The sequence below is a fragment of the Stenotrophomonas sp. FR012 genome (genome assembly GCF_047520565.2).
GTDB lineage: Bacteria > Pseudomonadota > Gammaproteobacteria > Xanthomonadales > Xanthomonadaceae > Stenotrophomonas > Stenotrophomonas sepilia.
In genome coordinates this window covers 44,711-68,569 of sequence record NZ_JAXBQL020000011.1, presented here as the reverse complement: position 1 = coordinate 68,569, position 23,859 = coordinate 44,711, and the positions used below count along the sequence as shown (strand labels likewise).

26 protein-coding genes are annotated in these 23,859 nt (G+C 67.6%); 16 read left to right on the top strand and 10 right to left on the bottom strand.

Features of this window, described 5'->3' with window-relative positions:
- Positions 1–28 precede the first annotated feature (28 nt).
- Complete coding sequence (locus ACM0O9_RS16640) at positions 29–517, bottom strand: hypothetical protein (protein ID WP_005420525.1); 489 nt, start codon at positions 515–517, stop codon at positions 29–31.
- An 84-nt stretch (positions 518–601) separates the two neighbouring features.
- Here ACM0O9_RS16640 and ACM0O9_RS16635 point away from each other — a divergent pair, with 84 nt between their 5' ends.
- Positions 602–1,069, top strand: coding sequence for a YehS family protein (locus ACM0O9_RS16635; RefSeq protein WP_005420526.1), 468 nt, complete (start codon positions 602–604; stop codon positions 1,067–1,069).
- Here ACM0O9_RS16635 and ACM0O9_RS16630 read toward each other — a convergent pair.
- Complete coding sequence (locus ACM0O9_RS16630; protein ID WP_065185646.1) at positions 1,038–1,925, bottom strand: LysR family transcriptional regulator; 888 nt, start codon at positions 1,923–1,925, stop codon at positions 1,038–1,040. The two genes, ACM0O9_RS16635 and ACM0O9_RS16630, sit on opposite strands and share 32 nt — an antisense overlap.
- 143 nt (positions 1,926–2,068) lie before the next feature.
- Here ACM0O9_RS16630 and ACM0O9_RS16625 point away from each other — a divergent pair, with 143 nt between their 5' ends.
- Positions 2,069–3,217, top strand: coding sequence for an MFS transporter (locus tag ACM0O9_RS16625; protein WP_343234758.1), 1,149 nt, complete (start codon positions 2,069–2,071; stop codon positions 3,215–3,217).
- Here the strand turns inward: ACM0O9_RS16625 and ACM0O9_RS16620 are convergent.
- Positions 3,214–3,912: a TorF family putative porin gene (locus tag ACM0O9_RS16620; protein WP_235649722.1), complete on the bottom strand. Its 699-nt coding sequence runs from the start codon at positions 3,910–3,912 to the stop codon at positions 3,214–3,216. The two genes, ACM0O9_RS16625 and ACM0O9_RS16620, sit on opposite strands and share 4 nt — an antisense overlap.
- Before the next feature lie 178 nt (positions 3,913–4,090).
- On the opposite strand from ACM0O9_RS16620, the gene ACM0O9_RS16615 reads away from it, so the two are divergent.
- On the top strand, positions 4,091–4,480 hold the full coding sequence (locus tag ACM0O9_RS16615; RefSeq protein ID WP_049414316.1) for a DUF6165 family protein: 390 nt from the start codon (positions 4,091–4,093) through the stop codon (positions 4,478–4,480).
- Positions 4,481–4,486: 6 nt separating this feature from the next.
- On the opposite strand, the gene ACM0O9_RS16610 is transcribed toward ACM0O9_RS16615, so the two are convergent.
- The gene (locus ACM0O9_RS16610; RefSeq protein WP_235649721.1) at positions 4,487–5,164 is read right to left on the bottom strand and encodes a response regulator transcription factor; all 678 of its coding nucleotides are present in this window, start codon (positions 5,162–5,164) and stop codon (positions 4,487–4,489) included.
- 198 nt (positions 5,165–5,362) lie between these two features.
- Positions 5,363–5,935 carry an OmpO family porin gene (locus ACM0O9_RS16605; protein WP_065178995.1) on the bottom strand — a complete coding sequence of 191 codons (573 nt, stop codon included), beginning with the start codon at positions 5,933–5,935 and terminating at the stop codon, positions 5,363–5,365.
- A gap of 210 nt (positions 5,936–6,145) precedes the next feature.
- On the opposite strand from ACM0O9_RS16605, the gene ACM0O9_RS16600 reads away from it, so the two are divergent.
- A complete protein-coding gene (locus ACM0O9_RS16600; protein ID WP_188239495.1) occupies positions 6,146–8,548 on the top strand; it encodes a S9 family peptidase in 2,403 nt (800 codons plus the stop codon).
- Positions 8,549–8,639: 91 nt separating this feature from the next.
- Entirely contained in the window at positions 8,640–8,999 is a 360-nt protein-coding gene (locus ACM0O9_RS16595; protein WP_005420538.1) for a DUF1428 domain-containing protein, read from the top strand.
- 15 nt (positions 9,000–9,014) lie between these two features.
- Here the strand turns inward: ACM0O9_RS16595 and ACM0O9_RS16590 are convergent, their stop codons facing one another.
- Entirely contained in the window at positions 9,015–9,707 is a 693-nt protein-coding gene (locus ACM0O9_RS16590; protein ID WP_065178993.1) for a hypothetical protein, read from the bottom strand.
- Positions 9,708–9,813: 106 nt separating this feature from the next.
- A complete protein-coding gene (locus ACM0O9_RS16585; protein ID WP_065178992.1) occupies positions 9,814–10,701 on the bottom strand; it encodes a histone in 888 nt (295 codons plus the stop codon).
- A 491-nt stretch (positions 10,702–11,192) separates the two neighbouring features.
- On the opposite strand from ACM0O9_RS16585, the gene ACM0O9_RS16580 reads away from it, so the two are divergent.
- The 9 genes from ACM0O9_RS16580 to ACM0O9_RS16540 all read left to right on the top strand — a co-directional run bounded on the left by ACM0O9_RS16580 (position 11,193) and on the right by ACM0O9_RS16540 (position 19,101).
- On the top strand, positions 11,193–12,626 hold the full coding sequence (locus ACM0O9_RS16580) for a Do family serine endopeptidase (RefSeq protein ID WP_005420544.1): 1,434 nt from the start codon (positions 11,193–11,195) through the stop codon (positions 12,624–12,626).
- A 101-nt stretch (positions 12,627–12,727) separates the two neighbouring features.
- Positions 12,728–13,093 (top strand): hypothetical protein, encoded by a 366-nt coding sequence (locus ACM0O9_RS16575; protein WP_004153835.1) that lies wholly within the window; start codon positions 12,728–12,730, stop codon positions 13,091–13,093.
- A gap of 8 nt (positions 13,094–13,101) precedes the next feature.
- The gene (locus tag ACM0O9_RS16570) at positions 13,102–13,572 is read left to right on the top strand and encodes a phage holin family protein (RefSeq protein ID WP_004153834.1); all 471 of its coding nucleotides are present in this window, start codon (positions 13,102–13,104) and stop codon (positions 13,570–13,572) included.
- Positions 13,569–14,030, top strand: a complete 462-nt coding sequence (locus tag ACM0O9_RS16565; RefSeq protein ID WP_065185642.1) for a protein sip-5 — start codon at positions 13,569–13,571, stop codon at positions 14,028–14,030. Before ACM0O9_RS16570 ends, ACM0O9_RS16565 begins: the two co-directional genes overlap by 4 nt.
- A gap of 67 nt (positions 14,031–14,097) precedes the next feature.
- A complete protein-coding gene (locus ACM0O9_RS16560; protein WP_065178990.1) occupies positions 14,098–15,207 on the top strand; it encodes an AI-2E family transporter in 1,110 nt (369 codons plus the stop codon).
- A 31-nt stretch (positions 15,208–15,238) separates the two neighbouring features.
- Complete coding sequence (locus ACM0O9_RS16555) at positions 15,239–15,958, top strand: HAD family hydrolase (protein WP_053499497.1); 720 nt, start codon at positions 15,239–15,241, stop codon at positions 15,956–15,958.
- A 3-nt stretch (positions 15,959–15,961) separates the two neighbouring features.
- Positions 15,962–17,329: a leucyl aminopeptidase family protein gene (locus ACM0O9_RS16550; protein ID WP_414603804.1), complete on the top strand. Its 1,368-nt coding sequence runs from the start codon at positions 15,962–15,964 to the stop codon at positions 17,327–17,329.
- Positions 17,330–17,464: 135 nt separating this feature from the next.
- Positions 17,465–18,568: a catalase family peroxidase gene (locus tag ACM0O9_RS16545; RefSeq protein ID WP_235649717.1), complete on the top strand. Its 1,104-nt coding sequence runs from the start codon at positions 17,465–17,467 to the stop codon at positions 18,566–18,568.
- Entirely contained in the window at positions 18,565–19,101 is a 537-nt protein-coding gene (locus ACM0O9_RS16540; protein WP_235649716.1) for a cytochrome b, read from the top strand. The genes ACM0O9_RS16545 and ACM0O9_RS16540 overlap by 4 nt, the downstream gene beginning before the upstream one ends.
- Positions 19,102–19,660: 559 nt before the next feature.
- Here the strand turns inward: ACM0O9_RS16540 and ACM0O9_RS16535 are convergent.
- From ACM0O9_RS16535 to ACM0O9_RS16525, 3 genes are read right to left on the bottom strand one after another with little or no spacing between them, the layout of a single operon-like run.
- The gene (locus ACM0O9_RS16535) at positions 19,661–20,263 is read right to left on the bottom strand and encodes a response regulator transcription factor (protein WP_005420563.1); all 603 of its coding nucleotides are present in this window, start codon (positions 20,261–20,263) and stop codon (positions 19,661–19,663) included.
- On the bottom strand, positions 20,260–21,483 hold the full coding sequence (locus ACM0O9_RS16530; RefSeq protein WP_235649715.1) for a sensor histidine kinase: 1,224 nt from the start codon (positions 21,481–21,483) through the stop codon (positions 20,260–20,262). Before ACM0O9_RS16530 ends, ACM0O9_RS16535 begins: the two co-directional genes overlap by 4 nt.
- Positions 21,480–21,608, bottom strand: coding sequence for a hypothetical protein (locus ACM0O9_RS16525; protein ID WP_258391628.1), 129 nt, complete (start codon positions 21,606–21,608; stop codon positions 21,480–21,482). Before ACM0O9_RS16525 ends, ACM0O9_RS16530 begins: the two co-directional genes overlap by 4 nt.
- 202 nt (positions 21,609–21,810) lie before the next feature.
- On the opposite strand from ACM0O9_RS16525, the gene ACM0O9_RS16520 reads away from it, so the two are divergent.
- Positions 21,811–23,058: an efflux RND transporter periplasmic adaptor subunit gene (locus ACM0O9_RS16520; protein ID WP_235649714.1), complete on the top strand. Its 1,248-nt coding sequence runs from the start codon at positions 21,811–21,813 to the stop codon at positions 23,056–23,058.
- 102 nt (positions 23,059–23,160) lie between these two features.
- The gene (locus ACM0O9_RS16515) at positions 23,161–23,850 is read left to right on the top strand and encodes an ABC transporter ATP-binding protein (protein ID WP_005420572.1); all 690 of its coding nucleotides are present in this window, start codon (positions 23,161–23,163) and stop codon (positions 23,848–23,850) included.
- Positions 23,851–23,859 lie beyond the last annotated feature (9 nt).

Here is a 23,859-nt window from a genome sequence, read left to right as displayed (position 1 = left end):
TTGCCCGCCGTCCAGCCGTCCCCCCGGCTCAACGCACGCGAAACACTCTGGCCTTGGGCAGGTCTTCGTCGACCTGCAGGAACCAGCGCCCGGCAATTCCTGGAACAACGGCGATCTGCGGCGACTGCAACACCTTGCGCAGCTTCATCTGTCCCTTCATCACCTGCCATTGCTGGCCGTTATCAAGGGTGAACAGCGTGCCGGGCTGCCAGCCTGCGACCTCTCCGACTACACGGGCACTGACCGGTTCGTCATCCAGGCCCAGATGCATTGCTGCCGGTGCCGGCACATTGGCAGGCAGCGGCGCAGCGACCGGGGCCACCGCTGCCGTCGACGCAGCGGTCGTGCTCTCTGCCTCGCGCAGTACCCGGTTCAACGCCTGCAACTGCGCTGGACTGAGCCCGACCTCGGCCAGTTGGGATGCACTGAGGCGCCGCTCGACGGGTACGAAGCGGTCCTGGGCGAAGGCAGCGAAGCTGCCGGCGAGCAGTAGTGCGGAAAACAGATACCGGCGCATGCAAGGGTCCCAGCGAACGAGTGCTCACGATGCTGCAGTTCGATGACAGTCCGGTGACACGCCAGGGGCCGGTACAATTGGGCCATGATCAACAATGATGTCCTGCGCAGCGTGCGCTACTCCCTGGACCTGGGTGACCAGCACGTGGTCGCCCTGTGCCAGATGGCCGACCCGGCCTTTGCCGTGGATACCGGGCAGGTGAAGGCCTGGCTGCGCCGCGAGGACGAAGCCGGTTTCGAGGCGATGAACGACAGCGCGCTGGCGCACTTCCTCGACGGCCTGATCGTGCACCTGCGTGGCCGCGACGAGAGCCAGCCGCAGCGCGCAGTGGAAACCCGTATCGACAACAACCTGGTGCTGAAGAAGCTGCGCGTGGCGTTCCAGCTGCGCGACGTGGACCTGATGGAGATCTTTGCCAGCGCAGGTTTCAATGTCTCCAAGTCGGAAGTGGGCGCGCTGTTCCGCCAACCCGGGCACGCCAACTACCGGCGTTGCCTGGACCAGATGCTGCGCAACTTCCTCAAGGGCCTGAGCCTGCGCCTGCGCGGTTGAGCACGGCGTCGACGAACGCCCGCGCCGCTGGTGTCGGCAGGCGCTGCCAGACCAGGTGCACGCGCCGGGTCGGGGTCGGCTGCAGCGGAATCTGCACCACGCCCTGAAACCCATCGGCGATCAATGCCGGCACGATGCCGACCGCCAACCCATGGCGGACGAAGCGCTCGACCAGTTCCATCAGGTTCACCTCGAAACGGACCGTGTGCGGCAGTCCGGCTGCGGCAAAAGCATCATCGGTCTGCCGGCGTGCGCCGGTGCCGCGCGGGAAGTCGACCAGTGCTTCATCCTGCAGTGCGGCCAATGGCAGCCGCTTGCGCCCGGCCAGCCGGTGCGATGGCGCCAGTACCGCCACCAGATCCTCCTCCTGCAGCACCTGATGGCAGACACCGTCCAGCGCTGCCGAAGGCGCCAGGCCGACCAGTGCCACATCCAGCGCGCGCGACTGTACCTGCGCGATCAGGTCCTCGCTCTTGTCCACGCGCAACTGGAACTCCACCTGCGGGTGCACGCGCTGGAAGGCCGCCAGCATCGCCACAACGTCGATTCCGGTCAGCGAGGAAATCTGCCCGATGGCCAGCAACCCACGCACTTCGCCACTGACGGCGGCCACGTCGGCGCGCAGGTGGCGCAGGCTGGCCAGCACCTGGCGTGAGTGCACCAGCAACGCCTCGCCGGCGGCGGTGGCCCGCACCTGGCGCGGCAGGCGCTCGAACAGCGTGGCACCCAGTTCCTGTTCAAGATGGGCGATCTGGTGGCTGAGCGCGGACTGCACCACGTGGCAGCGCTCGGCGGCACGGGTGAAATTGCCCTCCTCGGCCAGCGCCACGGCGAACTCGAGCTGCTTGAGGTTCATACAACTATCTTGTTTTCAGATGGCATGGATGATGATGATTCATTTCCATCATGCTCGCAGCAGGCGGACACTGTGCCCCCCGCTTCCTGGAACATCGCGTGAGCCCGTCCCTTCCCCCTCTGCACCGTTGGCAGGTGCTGCTGATGTCGGTCGCCACCGGCGTGGCCGTGGCCAGCAACTACTACGCGCAACCGCTGCTGCACACCATCGCCGACGCCTTCGGCGTGCCGTTCGGCCAGGTCGGCATGGTGGTTACCGCCGCGCAGCTGAGCTATGCCGCCGGCTTGATCCTGCTGGTGCCGCTGGGTGACCTGTTCGAACGCCGCCGCCTGATCGTGGTGATGAGCCTGCTGTCGGCGGGCGGACTGGTGATCAGTGCCTGCGCACCGTCGCTGACCTGGTTGCTGGTGGGCACCGCGATCACCGGCCTGTTTTCGGTGGTGGCCCAGGTGCTGGTGCCGTTCGCCGCCACGCTGGCCGCGCCGGAACATCGTGGCCGCGTGGTCGGAACATTGATGAGTGGCCTGCTGCTGGGCATCCTGCTGGCGCGCACCGTGGCCGGCCTGCTTTCCAGCCTGGGCGACTGGCGCCTGGTGTACGCGATCGCCGCTGCCACCCTGGTGCTGACCGCACTGGCATTGCAGCGCGGCCTGCCGCGATTCCATCACAGCGCCGGCCTTGGCTATTTCGCATTGCTGCGCTCCATTAGCGAACTGTTCGTGCGGGAACCGGTGCTGCGCCAGCGCACGCTGCTGGGCGCCTGCAGCTTCGCCATGTTCGCGATCTTCTGGACCCCACTCGCATTCCTGCTGGCACAACCGCCGTACGCCTACAGCGACGCCACCATCGGCCTGTTCGGGCTGGTCGGTGCGGCCGGCACGCTGGCGGCGGGTCTGGCTGGTCGCATGTCCGACCGTGGCCAGACCGGACGTGCCACCGCCATTGCACTGGCGCTGTTACTGCTGTCGTGGCTGCCACTGGGGCTGTCGGCCCACTCGCTGCTGGCGCTGCTGGTCGGCGTGGTGGTGCTGGACCTGGCCGCGCAGCTGCTGCATGTCAGCAACCAGAACCTGATCTATGCGCTGCAGCCTGCGGCACGCAACCGCCTCAATGCCGGCTACATGACCGGCTATTTCATCGGCGGCTCGCTGGGCTCGCTGCTGTCTGCACAGGTCTACCAGCGCTTCGGCTGGACCGGTGTCTGCGTGGCCGGTGCCGCCGTGGCCGTGCTGGCCCTGCTGCTGTGGCTGCCCGGCGCGCTGCGTGCGCGCCAGGCGGCATCGTCGAATTAGAAACTGCCCTGCAGCGCCAGCTCCCAGCGTCCACCGGCGTTACCCGGGAACAGACGCTTGGCCGCAGTGTCGGTGTCGTGCACGGTGGCACGCAGCTCCCATGCAGGGGCCAGCGTGGCAATGGCACTGAGCTGGCCATGCAGGTAGTCCGGGCCCTGCGCGGTGGCCAGCCAGTACTGGCCCACCGCCGCTTCCAGGCGGACGCGTTCGTGCAGCGGCACACGCACACCCAGCTGGGCATAGGTGCCGCGATGGCCACCGGCCAGTGCATCGCTGGAATGGGCGACCTGCAGCCAGGCACGCTGCTTCCAGGTCAACGTGGTGTTGAGTTCGGTCCAGTCCAGCGTGCGGCCGGTGCCCGGGTACACGTAGCGGGTCAGGTTCGCATCCAGGTTCCAGGCCGGCGCCAGTGCGCCGGACCAGCCGGCCACCAGGTCGAACTCGCTGCGCGCACCATTGTCCGGTTTGAACGAAACGTTCGAACCCCACACGCTGGCGTACCATCCCGACGGGATCGAGACCTTCGCGCCGGCCTGCACTGCCGGGTCGCCATCGCTCTGCGAGCTGCCACGCCACACGTAGTCGCTGGTCAATGCAGCACTGCCACTGGCCTGCACCTGTGCCTGCGCGCTGCCGATCCCGAGCAGCCCTGCCAGGGCGGCCACCAGCGCCGCCATCGTCTCCTTGCTGTTCACTGCACTGTGTTCCTCGTCGAAGGCGGTCGCGCCGCCGGGACGGCAGTGTCGGGGGCGCCGCCGTAACGGATCGAGGGCGCTGCCCGGCCTGCGGCGCAAATTCGGCGTAAATCCCGTGGATGGAGGCTACGTGCCAGCCGCGCGGTATCATGGCGCCTTGTTTCCAGGAACCAACCACGTGGACGCCATCCTGACCCCGGTATCGATCGGCGAGCTGATCGACAAGATCACCATTCTCGAGATCAAGGCCGAGCGCATCGACGATGCTGCCAAGCTGGCCAACGTGCGCACCGAACTGGATGGCCTGTTGCCCTTGCTGCAGCAGCAGCTGCAGGCGCAGCCGGCATTGGACGCGCTGAAGCAGCAGCTGAAGGCGATCAACGAGCGCATGTGGGACATCCAGGACCAGCTGCGCGACAAGGAAGCGGCCCAGGTGTTCGACGATGCATTCATCCAGCTGGCACGCGGTGTCTATGGCACCAATGGCGAGCGCGTGCAGGTGAAGAACGAGATCAACCGCGTGGCCGGTTCGGCGCTGGTGGAAGAGAAGCAGTACCAGGGCGAGTAAGGCCGCTCAGCCGCATTCGAGCAGGTGGCGGAAGCGGAACAGGTCACCATCCCCGCGGATGCCGAGCTTGCGGTAGGCCGACGTCTTCTGCGAGCTGATGGTGCTGGCCGAGCGCCCTGAGCGCAGGGCCATTTCACTGGTGCTGACGCCCTTCAGCACCAACCCGAGCACTTCACGCTCGCGCTGGCTCAGCGGCGTCAGCACCGGTGCAGATACCCGGCGTGTGCGTGGCAGCTTCAGCTCCTCGCGTAGTTCCGGTGGCACGAAGCGCCCTCCGCGAGCGACCACGTCAATGGCGCGCAGCAACGTCTCCGGTGGCATCGACTTGGACAGGAAGCCGCGCGCGCCGGCTCGCATCGCGGTGGTCACCGTACTGGCGTTGCAGTGCGCCGAGAGCACCAGCACCGGCAGCGCCGGCCAGCGCTGCGACAGCACGCGCAGCAGGGCCAATCCATCGCCCAGGTCGCCCATCGGCAGCGCATCGATCAGCAGCAGGTCGACACACCTCGGGCTGCGCTGCAGCAGCTGCAGCAGGTTCGCCTCGTTGGACAGGCTCACGCGCACCTGCACACCACTGTGTTGGCGGAGCAGAACTTCCACGCCCAACCGAAGTACCGGGTGCGGATCCAGCAGCGCCAGGCGTCGTGGCCGATCAGGCCGCAGGGGCGGGAGTGTCGGTGGCATCGCGGCCTGTCCAGGCAACATGGAACATCCACCGTAGGCCGGTGCCCGCAGCGGCGGAATCCAATTCCTTGCAATGCTCGGCCCGCATGCGCCACCAGTCAGACGGCATTTTGTTTCGCGCCGCCACAAACGCAACAGGCCCGGCAAGAGCCGGGCCTGTCGAGACGCCTCCAGCGCGCAGGCGCGCCGGAACAGCAGTTACCAGCTGAAGCGCGGGCCGACGGTGTATTCCTTGTCGCCGTCGCGGTTCATCTTCAGTTCGCCGTTCAGGCCCCAGTTCTGGTTCAGCTTGACCTGGCCACCCAGGCGGCCGTACCACTGGCCTTCCGGATTCACGCCGTGCTTCTTTGCGTAGTCTTCGTAGCCAACCATGCCGTAGACCTCGGCGTGGGCGCCGAAGGCAGTGCGGATACCGGCTTCAGCGCTGTAGCCGTTGAAGTCCAGGCCATGCTTCTGGTCGAGCTTCTGGTAGGCAACGCGGGCAACGAAGTCGGTGCTCGGAGCGATTTCAACGTTGTAGCCTGCACCGATCTTCCACTGGTCCAGCTTGACGTTGGTGTGGTCGAATTCCTGACGGCTGTACTCACCGAAAGCGTGGAAGTTCGGCAGGAAGCCGTACGAACCCTTCACACCCCAACCGTCGGACTTGAACGCGTCGTTGTCGGTCTTGGCGTAGTTGGCTTCGGCGTAGTTGTAGGACAGGTTCTCAGCAGCCGAGGCGGTGAACGGCAGGGCAGCGGCCAGGGCCAGAGCAATCAGCGAATTCTTCATGGGGGTACACCTTTACTTTCTTATGGTGTGCAGCAGCGCCAGGGCGCCATCGCATCGGGAATGTAAATTCTCCGTTATTCGCCACAACGCTCCCTGAAAACAGCAGCCTTCGCATTGCTGAATTTTTTGGCTTGATTCAGGCTGTATCTGGCATACGCGCGCGGCGCGCGTGCATTCGAGTTCCGCTGACCCTTGCAACAGGAGGTTGCCTTGCACGTGCCTGCCCCGCTGCGGTTCCCGCTCTGCGCTGTCGTCCTCGCCTTCATCGACGGGTGTTCCACTGTATCGGCTCAGCCACTGCAGCCTTCTGATTACCAGCGCGCCGAGCGCGTGCACGACAGCCACCTGCGCGGTGCATTGCGCAATGCCTCGGTCGTGCCGAACTGGCTGGCCGATGGCCGCTTCTGGTATGAGCGCGAGGATGCACGCGGTCGACGCCAGGCGGTACTGGTCGACCCGCTACAGGCAACTGGCGAGGTCCTGTTCGAGCCCGCCGCACTGGACAGCGCGGTGGCGCCCTTCGGTGCCAGCGGGCCACGCCTGCGACTGGCCAGCGTGCAGGCAACCGACGATGGCCTGCGCCTGCGATTCAGCGGCGAGGCGCCGATCGATTGCCGGTGGCCGCGCTGGCAATGCGCGCCGTCGCAGGATGCGATGCCGCCGGCAGATGCGTTGCTTTCGCCCGCTGGCGATGCCTGGCTGCAGGTGCGCGACCACAATCTGTGGCTGCAGTCGCCCGGAACGGCGGCACGGGCACTGACCACCGGCGGCGAACCCGGTCATGGTTATGGCGTACTGCCGGACTTCACCCTCCGCGGCATTCCGCGCCGCCAGGGCCGGATGCCGGTGCGGCCGTTTGCGGTCGGCTGGTCACCGGATGGCCGCTACGTGGCCGGCATCCGCTACGACGAGCGTGCGCTGCAGGACTACCCCTATCTGGAAAGCACGCCGGCCAACAGCGCGCGCCCACGCGTGCACACCGTGAAGCTGGGGGTACTGGGCGATGCACAGCAGGTGCGCGACAGCCTGTACATCGTCGATGTACGCAGCGGCCGGCAGCAGGACATCACCCTGCCCGAGGGCTGGAACATCCTGAGCGAGGCGGGCATCCTGGGCTGGGACGGTGGCCGGTTGTACGCCGCGATGGCGCACTTCGGCATGCCACGGCGCCTGCGCCTGGTAGAGATCGACGCCGGCAGCGGTGCGCTGCGCACCGTGCTGGAGGAGTCCAGTGATACCCGCCTGCAGCTCAACGTGTATTCCTACAACCGGCCAGCGGTGGCAATCCTGCCCGGCCGGGACACCGCCGTGTGGTTCTCGCAGCGCGATGGCTGGGGCCATCTGTACCGGGTGCGCCTGTCCGACGGCAAGGTGATGGGCCAGCTCACCGGCGGCCGGTGGGCGGTGCGGGACCTGCTCGGCGTGGACAGCGCAGGCGATTGGGCATACTTCAGTGCCGGCGGTGTCGAGGGCGGCGATCCCTACGTGCGTGGCCTGTACCGGGTACCGCTGCACGGCGGAGCGGTGCAGCGCCTGGCCGCCGATGGCGACGACCACCTGGTTGATGCGGGCACCGGCATGCTGTTCGGTGGACGTGCACCGCAAGCGCTGTCACCCGGCGGTGGCTACCTGGTGGATACGGTGTCCAGCCTCACGCAGCCGCCACGCACGGTGCTGCGCGCCAGCGACGATGGCCGCGAAGTGATGGTGCTGGAGGCTGCGGATACGCAGGCGGTCGTCACTGCTGGCTGGCGGCCGCCACGGCGCGAGCGGCTGCTGGCCGCCGACGGGCGCACGCCGATCTTCGCCACCATCTACCTGCCCCGCGACTATCGCGATGACGGCAGCTTCCCGGTGATCGACGCGATGTACGGCGGTGCTTTCATCAGCAATGCGCCGGTCACCTATGCCGAAGCGGTCTCGGCGCAGAACCCGGTATCCCGCGCCAGCCTCGCCGAGCTCGGCTTCGTGGTGGTCAGCATCGATGCCCGCGGCACCGGCGGCCGCGACAAGGCATTCCATGACAGCAGCTTCCTGCACGGCGCCGATGTACAGCTCGATGACCATGTGGCCGCACTGCGCCAGTTGGGCGAACGCTACCAGGGTATCGACCTGCAGCGGGTCGGCATCTATGGGCATTCGTTCGGCGGCTACAGCGCGGCGCGTGCCCTGCTGCGCTACCCCGCGTTCTACAGGGTGGCCGTGGCCTCGGCCGGCAGCCACAATTTCCAGGGCATGTACGGCGGCGCCCTGCACGGCATGGACCGGCTGTTCGGTGGCGTGGTGCCAGCTACAGCCATGGCCGATGGCGTGCCGGCCCCCTTTGCCGGTCTCGACAATGCGGCGCTGGCCAGCAACCTGCGCGGGCATCTGCTGCTGGTCTATGGCGAACTGGACGAGAACGCGCCACCCGCGCTGACCCTGCAGCTGGCCGCGGCCCTGAACAAGGCCCAGCGTCGCTACGACCTGCTGTACCTGGCTCGACAGGACCACGAACTGTTCCGCAACGACGCCACCTATACGCACCGCATGTGGGACTACTTCGTGCGCCACCTGGCCGGCCAGCAGCCACCGGATACGGCGCTGGCCCCGCTCCCGGGTGGCCCGGGCTGAACAGGCGTACGCGGGATGTCGATCCCCGCCGCGCTGGTTCGTCGTGTACTTGAAGGCCGTGCATGTGGCACGGTCCATCCGGAGGCTGGCAATGAGCTACATCGATGGTTTCGTCCTGGCGGTTCCCACCGCCAACAAGGAGAAGTTCCTCGCCCATGCACGCACAGGAGATCCGGTCTTCATCGAGTACGGCGCACTGCGCGTGGTGGAGTGCTGGGGCGATGACGTGCCGCACGGCAAGACCACCGATTTCTTCGGCGCGGTGAAAGCCACGCCGGACGAGACGGTGGTGTTTTCCTGGATCGAATGGCCCGACAAATCGACCCGCGACGCCGGTATGAAGAAGATGATGGAAGACCCGCGGTTTGATCCAACGAAGAATCCGATGCCGTTTGACGGTGCGCGGATGATCTACGGCGGCTTCGTGCCGATCTACGAGCTGACCCGCTGAACCCGGCGGACGTGCTCAGCGCGCGTCCGTTTCATCGCTGGCAGCGGCATGGCCGGCGCCCAGTGCGGCGCCGGCACCGAGGCCCATGCCGCCCATGCCAGCGCCCATTCCGCCGCCCCCACCTCCGCCACCACCCGCACGGCCGCCCTTGGCATCGCCATCGTTGCGCCCCTTGCCGCCACCACTGGCAGCGGGGCGGGTCGGCCCCTGCGGCGGAATCCGCAGGTCGGGAGGAATCGGCGCCAGGTCCAGCGCTTCGCGCACGAAGTCGCGCAGCGAGACCACCAGTTCGTGGGTATGCACCGGTCGCCCCTGTGCCAGTTCGTTGGCAGCGCGCGCGGCCAGCCGCACCTGTTCGTCGGTGCCCAGCAACAGGATGTCCGAGAGCGCGGCCTCGACCGCATCGCGGATGCGGCGCGTTCGATCTGAACGCGGTTCGGCGATGCCTTCGGCTGCTTCGCGCTGGCGCAGATCACGGCGATGGCTGGGATCCACGCCCAGTTCACCAGTGAATGAACCGCCCAGGGTCTTGTAGGCCGCCATCAGTGTGCGCAGCCGCTCGTTGATCTGCCGGTTCTCGCGCTCGCGACGCTGCTGCAGGGTCTGCATCACCAGCAGGCGGATGCCCACGCCCAGCAGGGTGATCAGGACCAGGCCGGCCAACGTGGACAGCACGCCCTGCCAGGAACTGAAATCGATACCGCGCATGCTGGGGCTCCGGCGGGAAGAATCTGCATCTTGCCCCAGACCGCGCCCCGAAAACGCGAAAGGCCCCACCACCCGGTGGGCGGCAGGGCCTTCGGTCACGGCGCGATTACTTGCGCTTGGCGACCTTGCGCACGGCCTTGGCCGGGGCCTTCCTGGCAACAGCCTTCTTGGCCGGAGCCTTCTTGGCGGCGACCTTCTTCAGCGGTGCAGCCTTCTTGGCGACGACCTTCTTGGTCGAAGCGACCTTCTTGCCGACAGCCTTCTTGGCAGCAGTGGTCTTCCTGGCAACGGCCTTCTTGGCGACGGCAGCCTTCTTGCCGACAACCTTCTTGGCGGCGGCGGTCTTCTTGGTGGCGACCTTCCTGGTGGCGGCAACCTTCTTGCCGACAACCTTCTTCGCAGCCACTGCCTTCTTGCCGGCAACCTTCTTGGCGGCGACGGTCTTCTTGGCCACAGCCTTCTTGGCGGTGGCGACCTTCTTGCCAACCACCTTCTTGGCGGCCGTGGTCTTCTTGGCAACGGTCTTCTTCGCGACAGCAGCCTTCTTGGTGGCGGCCTTCTTCACGGTGGCGACCTTCTTGCCGGCAGCCTTGGTGGCGGCCTTGGTGGTCTTCTTGGCAGCGGCGGCCTTCTTGGTCACGGCCTTGCCCGCAGCCGCCTTCTTCTTCGCCACTTCCTTCTTCAGGGCAGCAGCTTCGGCCTTGGCGTTCTTCTTGGCCGCTTCCAGCTTCTTCTTGGCGTTGGCAACTGTCTTGCCAACCGACTTGGCAGCCTTCTCGGCCTTCTTGGCAACGGTCTTCTCGACCTTGGCCACGGCCTTCTTGGCCTTGGCAACGCGGGTACCGGCAGCCTTGCTGGCGCGCTTGACGGTCTTCTTGACCGACTTCACTGCGTCTTCGGCGGCGTGGGCGATGGTCTCGCCGACGTTGGTGGCGGTTTCTTTCACGTTCTCGACAGCGTCGGTCACGACCGACACACCATTACCGTTGCTCATGTTGCCCTCCTGCGGGCCTTAAGTATCAAAACGGGGCGATGCTATACCGACATTGACGATCGTGGAACGGGGCATGTGCCAGCAATCGCATCTGTTGCGACGCCGATGGTGTACGCAGCAGCCCCCGTTGCCACCTGCGGTTCGCAGCAAACCCCTTTTTTTCAGTACTGCGCCACGCGAACCCAGCATTGTCTGGCCGTCGTCGCGCGCACATGCACGGACGCAGCGTCCGGCATCCGTCGTGGCGCATTGCGGCACCCCCCTGCGCGGAACTGCGCAAGTATCCGCCTGTGCCAGTGCGGCGCGCGTTGGCCTTGAGTGGCGCACCCATCACCTGCCCGGGTGTCACCACAACCGCGCTTTTGGCCCCCGCGCTCCCACCTTCGAGGCCCCCGTTTTCATGGCGCATTTATCCAGATCGCGACACACTCATTCAGCTTGTTTTACCGTAGGCCCGAACAGCCCCCACCCACGCCAGCGAACCGACTCCCATGCGACCGCTTCCCACCCTGCTCACGCTCGCAATCGCCGCCGCCTTCGGTGGCTTCGTTGCCACCGGCATCAATGCCCACCTGGACAACCGTGCCGACGCCGCGCCGCTGCCGGCGGTCCTGCCGACCACCGCAGCGTTGCCGGCCTCGGTGGCCGGACAGGCGGTACCGTCACTGGCACCGATGCTGGAGAAGGCGATGCCGGCGGTAGTCAGCGTCAACACCAAGCAGGTGGTTCGCGTACGCAATCCCTTCTTCAACGACCCGTTCTTCCGCCGCCTGTTCCCGGACATCCCGCAGGAACGCATCAACGAATCGCTCGGCTCCGGCGTGATCATCGACGCCAAGGAAGGTCTGGTACTGACCAACCACCATGTCATCGAGAACGCCGATGACGTGCAGGTGACACTGGCCGACGGGCGCACGGTCAAGGCCCAGTTCCTGGGTTCGGACCGCGATACCGACATCGCCCTGATCCGCATTCCGGCGCAGAACCTCACCGACATCAAGCTGGGCAACAGCGACCAGCTGCGGGTCGGCGACTTCGTCGTGGCCATCGGCAACCCGTTCGGCTTCAGCCAGACAGTCACGTCCGGCATCGTCTCGGCGGTGGGCCGCAGCGGCATCCGCGGGCTGGGCTACCAGAACTTCATCCAGACCGATGCGTCGATCAATCCCGGCAATTCCGGTGGTGCACTGGTCGACCTGCAGGGGCAGCTGGTCGGCATCAATACCGCCAGCTTCAACCCGCAGGGCAGCATGGCCGGCAACATCGGCCTGGGCCTGGCGATTCCATCGAACCTGGCGCGCAGCGTGGTCGACCAGCTGGTCAAGCACGGCGTGGTGGTGCGCGGCACGCTGGGGGTGGAAAGCCAGAACCTGACCGCGCAGATTGCGCAGGGACTGGGCCTGGCCGAAACACGTGGTGCGCTGATCACCCGCGTGCTGGCCGGCTCGGCCGCTGCCGCAGCCGGGCTGAAGCCGGGCGACGTGGTGGTCTCGGCCAACGGCCAACGCGTGGACAGCGCCGAAGCCCTGCACAACGTGGAAGGCCTGGCCGCCGTCGGCAGCCCGATGACGCTGGACGTCCGCCGCGAAGGCAAGCCCGTGCAGATCAAGGCAACGCTGAAGGAACAGGCACGTGCGGTCACCGGCGAGAGCCTGGACCCGCGGCTGACCGGCGCCACCTTCGTCGACCTGCCCGAGTCGCTGCGGCAGTCGGGGGTCGGCGGCGTGCTGGTCAGCGAGGTCAAGCGCGGCAGCCGCGCGGCCAGCAACGGCCTGCAGCAGGGCGACATCATCACCGACGCCACCGTGGGTGAATTCGCCGACCTGGCCAGCTGGCGTGCCAATTTCCAGCAACGCCCGCCGACCCTGGTGGTGCGCGTGCTGCGCAACAATGGCCAGCAGCAGGGCCAGCTCGTGATGCGCTGATCGCCCTGCCGTAACACCCCCTATACCCCAGCAATGCTATTGCTGTCAGTCCAGGTCGGCACCGCCGACGCCCGTTCCCCCATCGCAACAGGAGTGATTCGATGAGCCCCACCAATACCGAGAACCTGAAGGAACACCTGGGTGAAGCCGGTTCCCACCTGAAGCAGGCCGCCACGGCCGCCGGCGGTGCGATCAAGGGCGCAACCGGTGCCGCGACCGACGAACTGCGGATCGGCAAGGCCAACGTCAAGGCTGAACTGTCCGACAGCGCGCTGTCCGGCCTGGCCGCCGCCGAGTTCGGCGGGGCCGCTGCCAAGGAACAGGTCGATGCACTGATGGACAAGGGCAAGGACCTGATCGACAGCGCCGCCGAGCTGATCCGCGAACGTCCGCTGGCCTCGTTCGGCGTGGCCTTCGCTGCCGGCTGGATCATCGCCAAGCTGGCCCGCGGCAGCAGCGACAAGTAAGCCGCGGCGTGAGCGAAGACAACGCGCAAGCCCCTGATCCGGCGGCCACCCCGCCGCTGGATGAGAGCATCCGCCAGGTCGGCGCGGCCGGTCGTGCCGCTGCCGATTCGGCCAAGCACTCGCTGCGTTCGCTGCGCCGGCTGGCCTCGGCCGACTTTGCGCTGGCTCGCAGCGCATTCGGCCGTGCACTGGCCTGGGCCGGGGTAGCGATCGTATTCGGTGCGTCGGCCTGGCTGCTGATGGCCGCCACCCTCATCGCCCTGCTGCAAAGCTGGGGCCTGAGCTGGCTGCAGGCGCTGCTGATCACCTCGCTGCTGAGCCTGGCCGTCACCGGTTATGCGATCTGGCGGGTGTCCTACTTCTTCCACCACACCGGCATGCACGCCACCCGGCGCCAGCTGTCCCGCCTGGGCCTGTTCGACGAGCCCAGCGAAGACGACCCCGATGCCGATGTGCAGCTGCCAGAGGGCAAGCCATGAAGTTCGGTGCGCTGCAGCGGCGGGTGAAGCGCTGCGAACAGGTGGTGACCGTGCGTCTGGTCGAGACCCAGGACCACTGGTCCACGCTCAGCCAGGTCTGGCGCCAGGGCTGGTCGCCACTACGCATCGTGGTAGTGGGCCTGGCCGGTGGCTTCATTGCCGGCAAGCTGGAAATGCCGGGCAAGGTCAACGGTGCGCGCTGGCTGCAGATGGTGGGTTCAGTGTCGAACCTGTTCGCCAGTGCGCAGGCAGCGTTCGCCACGGCGATGGCGGCGCAGGCTGCGGCTACCGCCGACGATGCGGCCGAAGAAGCCGACAACGCCAGCGAACAGGCACAGGCGGCCGCATCGGCATCAGCCGCACGGCCCGCGCCAGCGGCGGCGCCACGGGCCGCCGCAGAACCGGAGCCGCGCGAACCGCGCCCGGCCGAAGCCGCCACCGAACTGTCCGAACGTTGATCCATGGAATCCGCCGCGCCGATCGCGGCCGGCGGATAATGCGCTCCCCTTTCCGGCTGATGCGTCGATGAGCGAGTCCTCCCTGTCCCTGTCACCAGCCGATCCGCAGGACCCGGAGGCACCGCTGCCGCCTCCGTCTCGCCCACGCGGGCCGATGTCGCTGGTGGTGCTGGCGACCCTGGCGGTGGGCTACACGCTGTGGGCTGCGCAGGACATCATCCTGCCGGTGCTGCTGGCGATGTTCTTCGCACTGGTCGGCAACCCGATCCTGCGCCTGCTGCAGAAACTGTGGATTCCGCGCGCGCTGGGCGCGCTGCTGATTCTCGGCGCCGGCCTGGGCGTGACCGGTTCGCTGGCGGTGCAATTGATCGGCCCGGCGATGGAATGGGCGCAGGAAGCCCCGCAGCAGCTGCGCAAGGTCGCCCGCCAGGTGCAGGACCTGACCAAGCCGGTGCAGCAGGCCAACCAGGCGGCGGAGAACTTCGCGCGCGTCGCCGGCGGCGACAGCAACCACAAGGTGCAGGTGATCCGCACCCAGCTCGACGACCCGTACCGCATGCTGACCCGCGCGCCACGGCTTGCCGCCTCGGTGCTGGCCGTGGTGCTGCTGACCCTGTTCTTCATGATCTATGGGCAGAGCCTGCAGCGCGCGGCAATCGCGCTGTTCCCGAACCGCCAGCAGCAGCGCTTCACCGCCGACATCCTGCGGTCGATCGAGCGCGAGGTCTCGCGCTACGTGCTGACCATCAGCGTGATCAACACCCTGGTCGGGCTGGTGTTCGCAGGCGTGCTGATGCTGCTCGGCATCGGCCTGCAGGAGGCGCTGCTGTGGGGCACGGTGGCCGCGCTGCTGAACTTTGCCCCGTACGTCGGTCCGCTGATCGGCGTGGCACTGATGCTGCTGATGGGCTTCGTGGAATTCCGCGACCCGCTGCAGGCGCTGCTGCCGGCGGCCGCGTACCTGGCCCTGCACACTCTGGAAGGGCAGATGGTGACCCCGATCGTGCTGGGCCGGCGCATGAAGCTGTCGCCGCTGGTGCTGATCCTGGCGCTGATGGTGTTCGGCTGGGCCTGGGGCATGATCGGCCTGCTGCTGGCGGTGCCGCTGCTGGTCTGCATCAAGCTGGTGCTGGCACGGCTGGAAGGCATGCAGGGCTGGGCACGGCTGCTGGAATGAAAGCCCGCGCGGGCAGGCGTAGAATGGAGGGGTGAATTTCCCCGTCCAAGCCATCACTCTCGACCTTGACGACACGCTGTGGCCGTTCGCTCCGATTGGCGCCCGCATCGACCTGGTCCTGCACGAGTGGATGCGTGAACACAGCCCCGCCACCGCCGCGATGTATCCGGTGGCGGCAATGCGCGAACTGCGCGAGCGCCTGTACCACGCCCATCCGCACCTCCATCACGACCTGAGCGCACTGCGCCGGCTGACCCTGCACGAAGCGCTGCACGCCAGTGGCGCCAGCCTCGATCTGCTGGAGCCAGCGTACGAAGCGTTCTACGCCGCGCGCAACCAGGTCGAGTGCTATCCCGATGCGATCGATGCGCTGGCGCGGATTGCCGCGCGGGTGCCGGTGGCAGCGCTGAGCAACGGCAACGCCGATCTGGAGCGGATCGGCCTGGCGCATCATTTCGCCTTCCAGCTGGGCGCGCGCGAACACGGCGCGGCCAAGCCGGAGGCAAGCATTTTCCACGCCGCCTGCACCCGACTGGGTGTGGCGCCGGCACAGGTACTGCATGTCGGCGACCACGCCGAAATGGACGTGGCCGGGGCGATCGCCGCCGGCCTGCGCGGGTGCTGGATCAACCGCGAAGCAGCCACCTGGACCCATCCGAAACTGCAGCCGGACCTGCAGTTCGACACCCTCACCGGCCTGGCCGACTGGTTGGACGCCAACCTCGACGCCGCCGCATCCCGGAGTACCTGACGCATGAGCGAGATCACTGGTTTCACCGCCGACACCACCGCGGCGCTGCCGCTGTACGTGCTGGACCGCGAGCAGTTCGCCGCCTGGAAGGACGGCCAACCGGCCGCCACCCAGGCCTGGCTGGCCTCGCAGGGTTTCACTGCCGGTGCGCACAGCGTGGCCCTGCTGCCCGGCAGTGAGGGCCTGGCCGGCGCGGTGATCGGTGTCGGTGATCGCGCCGATGCCTACAGCTATGCGCATGCGCCGCACGCGCTGCCGGAAGGCAGTGTCTGGCAGCTGGCCAATGAACTGCCTGCCGCCGAACAGGCGCTGCTGCAGCTGGGCTGGGGCTTGGGCAGCTACCGCTTCGACCGTTACCGCAAGCGCAACCGCGCCCCGGCGCAGCTGGTGGCCGCACCGTCCGGCGAAGTGGCCGACCTGATCGCCGCCAGCCTGCGCGTGCGCGACTGGGTCAACACCCCGACCGAAGACATGGGGCCGCAGCAGCTGGAAGACGCCGCGCGTGCACTGGCCGATGCATATGGTGCGCAGGTCGAGGCGATCACCGGCGATGAACTGCTGAAGCAGAACTTCCCGGCCATCCACGCCGTGGGCCGCGCTTCGCACCGTGCGCCGCGCCTGGTAGTGCTGCGCTGGGGCAAGGAAACCGACCCGGCACTGGTGCTGGTCGGCAAGGGCGTGTGCTTTGATACCGGCGGCCTGGACATCAAGCCGGCCGACGGCATGCGCAACATGAAGAAGGACATGGGCGGCGCCGCGCATGCGCTGGCCCTGGCCGGCCTGGTGATGGCGCGCGGACTGCCGGTGCGCCTGACGCTGCTGGTGCCGGCGGTGGAAAATGCGATCGGTCCGGATGCGTTCCGCCCGGGCGAAGTGATCGCCACCCGCAAGGGCCTGAGCGTGGAGATCGACAACACCGATGCCGAAGGCCGCGTGATCCTGTGCGATGCGCTGACCTTCGCCGGTGAGCAGAAGCCGGACCTTGTGCTGGATTTCGCCACTCTTACCGGTGCCGCACGCATCGCGCTGGGTCCGGATCTGCCGGCGCTCTTCAGCAACGACGACACGGTGGCGCAGCAGTGGCTGCAGGCCGGCGACGCAACCCGTGACCCGGTCTGGCGCATGCCGCTGTGGCGGCCCTACCTGCGCTATCTGAGCAGCGGCATTGCCGACCTGGCCAATGCCGGTTCGCGCATGGCCGGCTCGGTGACCGCCGCGCTGTACCTGGAGCGCTTCCTCGAAGACGGCCAGCGCTGGGCGCACCTGGACGTGTACGCCTGGAACGACGGTGAACGCCCGGGCCGTCCGGCCGGTGGCGAAGCGCTGGCGCTGCGCTCGGCGTGGGCGATGTTGAAGGCGCGTTACAGCTGACCGGGTGGGTGCCGGCCTTGGTCGGCACGCCGTCCCCGGCAAACTTGACGAAAATTTGAATACCGGGCCTGGAAGGGTTCTGCGAGGATGTGTGGGTCGACCACCCACACGCTCCGTGAATGCAGGACTCCGACCATGTCGCTCTTCGGCTACACCCGCACCGGCCAGACGCCGGGCGCACCGCGCAAGCACTCCCCCCTGCTCTGGATCGCGCTGATCGCGCTCATCCTGGGTACCGTGGCGCTGGCCTTCGCCTGGCTGGCCGGCTGGATGGGCGACCGCCTCACCGCGCAGCGCTTCACCGACACCATCGAGGCCACCGGCCCGGCCCATCCGGGCTTCCGCCGTGCACACAGCAAGGGCGTCTGCGTAAGCGGCTGGTTCGAACCCAGCGCGCAGGCCCCTACCCTGTCCAGTGCCCGGGTGTTCTCGCAGACGCGTGTGCCGGTGATGGGCCGCCTGTCGATCGGTGGCGGCGACCCCTACGGCGCCGACAACACCGCACGCGTGCGCAGCCTGGCGGTGCAGATGGTCAGCGATGATGGCCAGGAATGGCGCATGGCGATGAACAGCTTCCCGTTCTTCGCGGTACCCACGGCCGAGGCGTTCTACGAGCAGACCCGCGCCTCGATTCCCGACCCGGCCACCGGCAAGCCGGACCCGCAGAAGATGGCGGCAGTGCTGGCGAAATACCCCAGTGCGCAGGCGTTCCAGCAGTGGGCGAAGACAGCGCCATGGACCAGCAGCTGGGCCGACACCACTTTCAACAGCGTCAACAGTTTCTGGTTCATCAATGCGCAGGGCCAGAAGCGTGCGGTGCGCTGGCGCTGGCAGCCGCTGGCGCCGGTGGTGGAGATGGATGCGGAAGCGCGCAAGCAGGCCAGCGTCGATTTCCTCAGCCAGGAACTGCAGCAGCGCCTGGCCCGCGGGCCGGTGCGCTGGAACCTGGTCGTGACCACCGCCGAGCCCGGCGACGCCATCGATGATCCGTCGGTGCCGTGGCCCGAGTCGCGTGACCAGGTAGTGGCGGGCGTGCTCAGCCTGGATCGCATGCAATCGCAGGAAGAGGGCGCCTGCGGCCAGATCAATTTCGATCCGCTGATCCTGCCCAGTGGGGTGCGCGGCAGTAATGATCCGATCCTGGCGGCCCGCTCGGCGGTGTACTCGCAGTCCTTCAACCGCCGTGAACGCGAGCGCGCCAGCGGCAACGTCGAACAACCGAAGGAGGCCGCACGATGAGCACCGGCAACGGCCACTTCAACCTGCTGGCGCGGGTGCTGCACTGGTCCATGGCGCTGATGATCGTCGCCATGCTGTTCATCGGCGTGACCATGGTCGCCTCGCTGCACCTGCGTCCCGCGCTGATCGACCTGCACCGCCCACTGGGCATCGCGATCCTGTTGCTGGCGCTGCTGCGCCTGTACAACCGGCTGCGCCATCGCCCACCGGCGCTGCCTGCCGACCTGCCGGTCTGGCAGGGGGTAGCGGCCAAGGCCTCGCACTGGATGCTGTACACGCTGATGCTGGCGATGCCGTTGATCGGCTGGGCGATGCTGTCGGCCGGCGGATACCCGATCGTGTTGTGGGGAGGGCTGCACCTGCCGCCGATCGTGCCGCACACCCCGGCGTTGTATGCCGCCTTGCGCAATGCGCACAGCCTGTTGGCGTATGTGCTGTTCGCTACGGTGCTGATGCATGTGGGTGCGGCGTTGTTCCACCTGTGGGTGCGTCGCGACGGGGTGTTCCAGGCGATGGCGCGCGGGAAGAAGTGATGATCGGGTTCGCCGGGAGTTCCCGGCGGATCGTTTCCGCGACCGCAGGGGGTGTCACTTTTCTTTTCGCGCGAAAAGAAAAGTAACCAAAAGAAACGCGCCGCCAGAGCGCGAGCCGGTGCTGCGCACCGGTGCCCTGTGCTTCTCGGTGAATCAGGGGACGGCGCCGAACTCGCTACGCTCAAACACCGGCGCCTCTTCGCCCCTGATTCCCCTGCGATGCTCGGCTCGCTCAAGGCGGACCCAACATCAAGAGCGACAGCTGCACCCAGTAGATCCACGCCATGCGTGGATGCTCTTGCTGTTGATCTTGACCTTCAAGTCCGCCTTGAGCGAGCCGAGCACCGCAGGTCCGGCGAGGGCGAAGAGGTGCGGGTGTCTGAGCGCAGCGAGTTCCCGCACCGTCCCTCGACGGACCGAGGAGCGCAGGGCACCGGCGTGCGAAGCGCGCCGGCTCGCGGCCGGCGGAGCGTTTCTTTGGTTACTTTCTTTGCGCGCAAAGAAAGTGACACCCACCCGCGGTCGCGGAAACGACATCACCAGGAAAGGCAGGCCGCCCCTACAACCACCCCTTCTGCCGCGCCAGCCGGTACGCCTCAATGCGATTGGCCACGCCCAGCTTGCCGATGCACTCGGACAGATAGTTGCGCACTGTGCCGTGCGACAACCCCAGCTGTTCGGCGATCTCGCTGGCGGTGCGGCCCTCGCCCGCCAGCCGCAGCACGCGACGCTCGCGGTCGGTCAGCGGATCGGCCTGCGACCACGCATCCAGTGCCAGCTGCGGGTCGATCGCGCGGATGCCCTGCTTCACCTTGCGCAGTGCCTCGGCCAGGTTCTCGGCCGGTGCGTCCTTCAGCAGATAGCCCAGCACGCCCGCTTCCAACGCACGGCGCAGGAAACCGGCGCGGGCAAAGGTGGTCACGATCACCACCTTGATCGGCAGCTCGTGACGCGCGATGCGCTGTGCAAGCTCCAACCCGGACAAGCCCGGCATCTCGATGTCGGTCACCAGGATGTCCGGCTGCAGCTGCTGCAGCATGCGCCACGCGGTTTCGCCGTCGGCGGCGCTGCCCAGCACTTCGATATCCGCTTCCAGGCCCAGCAGCGCCGACAGTGCGCCGCGTACCATCGCCTGGTCTTCGGCCAGCAGGATGCGGATCATGCGGCACCGTCCTGCACCAGCGACGGCGGCACGCCTGGCGGCAGCGGTGTGGTCGCGGCGGCCAGTGGCACGCGCACGGTCAGCACCGTACCCTCGCCCCTTGCGGACTGCACCTGCAGGCTTCCACCCAGGGCGGCCACGCGTTCGCGCATGCCGCACAACCCATTGCCCTCGGCCTGCACGCCGCCACGACCATCGTCGCGGATCTGCATCGCCAGCATGCGTCCCTCCAGCATGAACTCCACCCGTGCCTGCGTCGCCTGTGCGTGGCGCACGATATTGGTGGCGGCCTCGCGCAGCACCAGCGCCAGCCCACGTTCGACATCCACCGGCATCGCCGGTGGGGGTGCGTATTGAAGGTGGACCTGCTGGCACTCCAGCAGCAGCCGCGCCGACGCCAGCTCACCGGCCAGGTCACTGGCGCGGATGCCGGTGACCGCGCTGCGGACCTGTGCCAGCGCTTCGCGGGCGATGGCCTCGGCCTCGCCGATCTCCACCCGCGCGCGCGCGTCGCCGCGGTCGTGCAGCTTGCGCGCCAGCTCCAGCTTCAACGTGATCAGCGACAGGGTGTGACCGAGCAGGTCATGCAGGTCGCGGCCGATGCGTTCGCGCTCGGCAGTGGCCGCCAGCCGCCGCACCTCGTCCTGCGACAGCTGCAGTGCCGCATCCTTCTGCTGGTTGAGTGCCTCCACGTTCACGACCAGGCCGACGATATAGGACACGGCGGGGATCCAGACCAGGCTCTGCCACGGGTACTGGAACAGCAGGGCGAGGCTGCAGAACAGGAGGTTCAGGCCAGTGAGCTGCAGCAGATACTGCCACCAGCCGCCGCGACCGCTCACCCGCAGCAGCACGCAGCCGAACACGAAGTAGGTCAGCCCGGACGGGTACCAGGGCAGCAGCACCAGCGACATCGCGATCAGGCCCAGGGCATAGCGCGGGGCGTGATGGCGCGGCGCCACCATCACCTTGGCGTACAGCAGCAGGAACACCGGATAGCTGGCCAGCGTCAGCAGCAGCCAGCGCAGGGTAAAGCCATGGCCGAGCAAGGGCGTCAGGAAGATCCACACCGACCACAGCAGGTGGATCGCCTCGCTCCAGGGTGATTTTCCCCGGCGCAGCGTCTCGGCCACCGCCGAGTCCGGCGCGGGGCGCAGCAGGGAGGCAAGCCAGGTGGACGGCACAGGCGGTTCCAGGCGGGGATGATCGCCGCCGATCATGCCAGTTCGGCCGGCTGCGCGCAGGCGCCACCGCCGGCCAGTTGGCACCGGCGCAACCGAGCGCAGATCACGGTACGCTTGGTGGTGCCGCTGCGGCGGGCCGGCAATGGGGCGATCGGATCCATGAGCGGTACCGGTAGCGGGAACGTTGCCATCCTGTGCCGCCGTGGTCACATTTCGCAGTTGCCGCCGTCAGTGTCATCGGATGACAGCTGTCACTGCCGTCATCGCTGTACCTGCCTTCATGCTGTGCCGCACGCTCCACCGCCGGAACCGCCGTCGTCCGCGCTTCCGGCCACACCCGCCCGAACGCCTGTGATGGAACGAATGAACGCCTCTGCCGAGCTGTTGAAGGAACTCCGTATCGACCGCAAATCTCCCCCGCTGGCCTCCGGAGGCAATGGCGGTGGTCGCCGCTGGTTGTGGATCGCGATCATCGTGGTCGTGCTGCTGGTCGCCGCGGCCGTGGCCTACCTGTTCGGTCGCGCACCGGCCGTAGAGGTGGAAACCGCTCCCGCCGTGGCCATCCAGCAGGGCAGCGCCAGCAGCTCGGTGCTCGACGCCAGTGGCTACGTGGTCGCCCGGCGCATGGCCACGGTATCGGCCAAGATCACCGGCAAGGTGCGCGAGGTGATGATCGAAGAAGGCATGCGGGTCGAAGCCGGCCAGGTGATGGCCACGCTCGACCCGATCGATGCCGACGCGCAGCGCAGCCTGTACGCCTCGCAGCTGCAGGCCGCACGCAGCCAGGTCGCCGGGCTGGAGGCGCAGCAGAGGCAGGCCGCCGCCGAAGCCAGCCGCCTGCAGGCGCTGGTTGGCCAGCAGCTGGTCTCGCGCTCGCAGTACGACCAGGCCGTGGCCCAGCGCGACAGCCTGCGTGCGCAGCTGGATACCGCGCAGCGCAACGTCAAGGTTGCCAACGACCAGCTGGCCATCGCCGATCTGGGCGTGGACAACAACATCGTGCGCGCGCCGTTCTCCGGCGTGGTCACCGCCAAGGCGGCGCAGCCCGGCGAGATCGTTTCGCCGCTGTCGGCGGGTGGTGGGTTCACCCGTACCGGCATCGGCACCATCGTGGACATGGACTCGCTGGAGATCGAAGTCGAGGTCGGCGAGGCTTTCATCGGCCGCGTGCAGCCGAAGATGCCGGTGGAAGCCACGCTCAACGCCTACCCGGAATGGAAGATTCCCGGCGAGGTGATCGCCATCATCCCCACCGCCGACCGCGGCAAGGCCACGGTCAAGGTGCGCGTGGCGCTGAAGGTGAAGGACCCGCGCATCGTGCCGGAGATGGGCGTGCGCGTCAGCTTCCTGGAACAGGCGCAGCCGCAGGCCGCGGCCAAGCCGCAGGGCGTGCGCGTGCCCGGCGGCGCCGTGGTGCAGCGCGACGGTGCCTCGGTGGCCTTCGTGCTGGGTGACGAGAGCCGCGTGCAGCAGCGCACGGTCGAGGCCGGCCAGGCGATGGGCAAGGACCGCCAGATCCTCAAGGGCGTGAGCGCAGGTGAATCGGTGGTGGTGAACCCGCCGGACACCCTGCGCGATGGCGCCAAGGTGCAACAGAAACAAGCGCAGTAACGGCCTGGCGCCCGTGGGCGCGGCCGGCAGTATCGCTCGACGCACGCCTGCGGCCGCCGCAGGTGCGCTTCCCCGTTTCCCGCCTCCCGTGGAGAACCACCCATGTCGACCCTGGTTTCACTGCGCAACATCACCAAGACCTACCAGCGTGGCCCCGAGCAAGTGCAGGTGCTGCACGGCATCGACCTGGACATCGCCAGCGGCGACTTCGTCGCGCTGATGGGCCCGTCCGGTTCGGGCAAGACCACCCTGCTCAACCTGATCGGCGGCCTGGACAGCCCCACTGGCGGCGAGATCAGCATCGAGGGCGAGCGCATCGACCAGATGAGTGGCGGCCAGCTGTCGACGTGGCGCAGCCACCATGTCGGCTTCGTATTCCAGTTCTACAACCTGATGCCGATGCTGACCGCGCAGAAGAACGTGGAACTGCCGCTGCTGCTGACCCACCTCAGTGCGGCGCAGCGCCGCCGCAATGCCGAAATCGCGCTCACCCTGGTCGGCCTGGCCGACCGCCGCAGCCACCGCCCGAATGAACTGTCCGGCGGCCAGCAGCAGCGCGTGGCGATCGCCCGCGCGATCGTCTCCGACCCGACCTTCCTGATCTGCGACGAACCAACCGGCGACCTCGACCGCCAATCGGCCGAGGAGATCCTCGGCCTGCTGCAGCAGCTCAACCGCGAGCACGGCAAGACCATCATCATGGTCACCCATGACCCGAAGGCCGCCGAGTACGCCACGCACACGGTGCACCTGGACAAGGGCGAGCTGGCCGACGCGCCGCTGGCCCACTGACGGAGGCCA

Bases quoted from the DNA above. Each gene is read 5' to 3' on its own strand.
- ACM0O9_RS16545 (WP_235649717.1), top strand. From the start codon at position 17,465: ATGTCGCTCTTCGGCTACACCCGCACCGGCCAGACGCCGGGCGCACCG.
- ACM0O9_RS16575 (WP_004153835.1), top strand. From the start codon at position 12,728: ATGAGCCCCACCAATACCGAGAACCTGAAGGAACACCTGGGTGAAGCC.
- ACM0O9_RS16625 (WP_343234758.1), top strand. From the start codon at position 2,069: ATGTCGGTCGCCACCGGCGTGGCCGTGGCCAGCAACTACTACGCGCAA.
- ACM0O9_RS16605 (WP_065178995.1), bottom strand. From the start codon at position 5,935: ATGAAGAATTCGCTGATTGCTCTGGCCCTGGCCGCTGCCCTGCCGTTC.
- ACM0O9_RS16525 (WP_258391628.1), bottom strand. From the start codon at position 21,608: ATGGATCCGATCGCCCCATTGCCGGCCCGCCGCAGCGGCACCACCAAG.
- ACM0O9_RS16635 (WP_005420526.1), top strand. From the start codon at position 602: ATGATCAACAATGATGTCCTGCGCAGCGTGCGCTACTCCCTGGACCTG.
- ACM0O9_RS16580 (WP_005420544.1), top strand. From the start codon at position 11,193: ATGCGACCGCTTCCCACCCTGCTCACGCTCGCAATCGCCGCCGCCTTC.
- ACM0O9_RS16630 (WP_065185646.1), bottom strand. From the start codon at position 1,925: ATGAACCTCAAGCAGCTCGAGTTCGCCGTGGCGCTGGCCGAGGAGGGC.
- ACM0O9_RS16550 (WP_414603804.1), top strand. From the start codon at position 15,962: ATGAGCGAGATCACTGGTTTCACCGCCGACACCACCGCGGCGCTGCCG.
- ACM0O9_RS16595 (WP_005420538.1), top strand. From the start codon at position 8,640: ATGAGCTACATCGATGGTTTCGTCCTGGCGGTTCCCACCGCCAACAAG.
- ACM0O9_RS16535 (WP_005420563.1), bottom strand. From the start codon at position 20,263: ATGATCCGCATCCTGCTGGCCGAAGACCAGGCGATGGTACGCGGCGCA.
- ACM0O9_RS16590 (WP_065178993.1), bottom strand. From the start codon at position 9,707: ATGCGCGGTATCGATTTCAGTTCCTGGCAGGGCGTGCTGTCCACGTTG.
- ACM0O9_RS16565 (WP_065185642.1), top strand. From the start codon at position 13,569: ATGAAGTTCGGTGCGCTGCAGCGGCGGGTGAAGCGCTGCGAACAGGTG.
- ACM0O9_RS16520 (WP_235649714.1), top strand. From the start codon at position 21,811: ATGAACGCCTCTGCCGAGCTGTTGAAGGAACTCCGTATCGACCGCAAA.
- ACM0O9_RS16540 (WP_235649716.1), top strand. From the start codon at position 18,565: ATGAGCACCGGCAACGGCCACTTCAACCTGCTGGCGCGGGTGCTGCAC.
- ACM0O9_RS16530 (WP_235649715.1), bottom strand. From the start codon at position 21,483: ATGATCGGCGGCGATCATCCCCGCCTGGAACCGCCTGTGCCGTCCACC.
- ACM0O9_RS16515 (WP_005420572.1), top strand. From the start codon at position 23,161: ATGTCGACCCTGGTTTCACTGCGCAACATCACCAAGACCTACCAGCGT.
- ACM0O9_RS16640 (WP_005420525.1), bottom strand. From the start codon at position 517: ATGCGCCGGTATCTGTTTTCCGCACTACTGCTCGCCGGCAGCTTCGCT.
- ACM0O9_RS16560 (WP_065178990.1), top strand. From the start codon at position 14,098: ATGAGCGAGTCCTCCCTGTCCCTGTCACCAGCCGATCCGCAGGACCCG.
- ACM0O9_RS16610 (WP_235649721.1), bottom strand. From the start codon at position 5,164: ATGCCACCGACACTCCCGCCCCTGCGGCCTGATCGGCCACGACGCCTG.
- ACM0O9_RS16585 (WP_065178992.1), bottom strand. From the start codon at position 10,701: ATGAGCAACGGTAATGGTGTGTCGGTCGTGACCGACGCTGTCGAGAAC.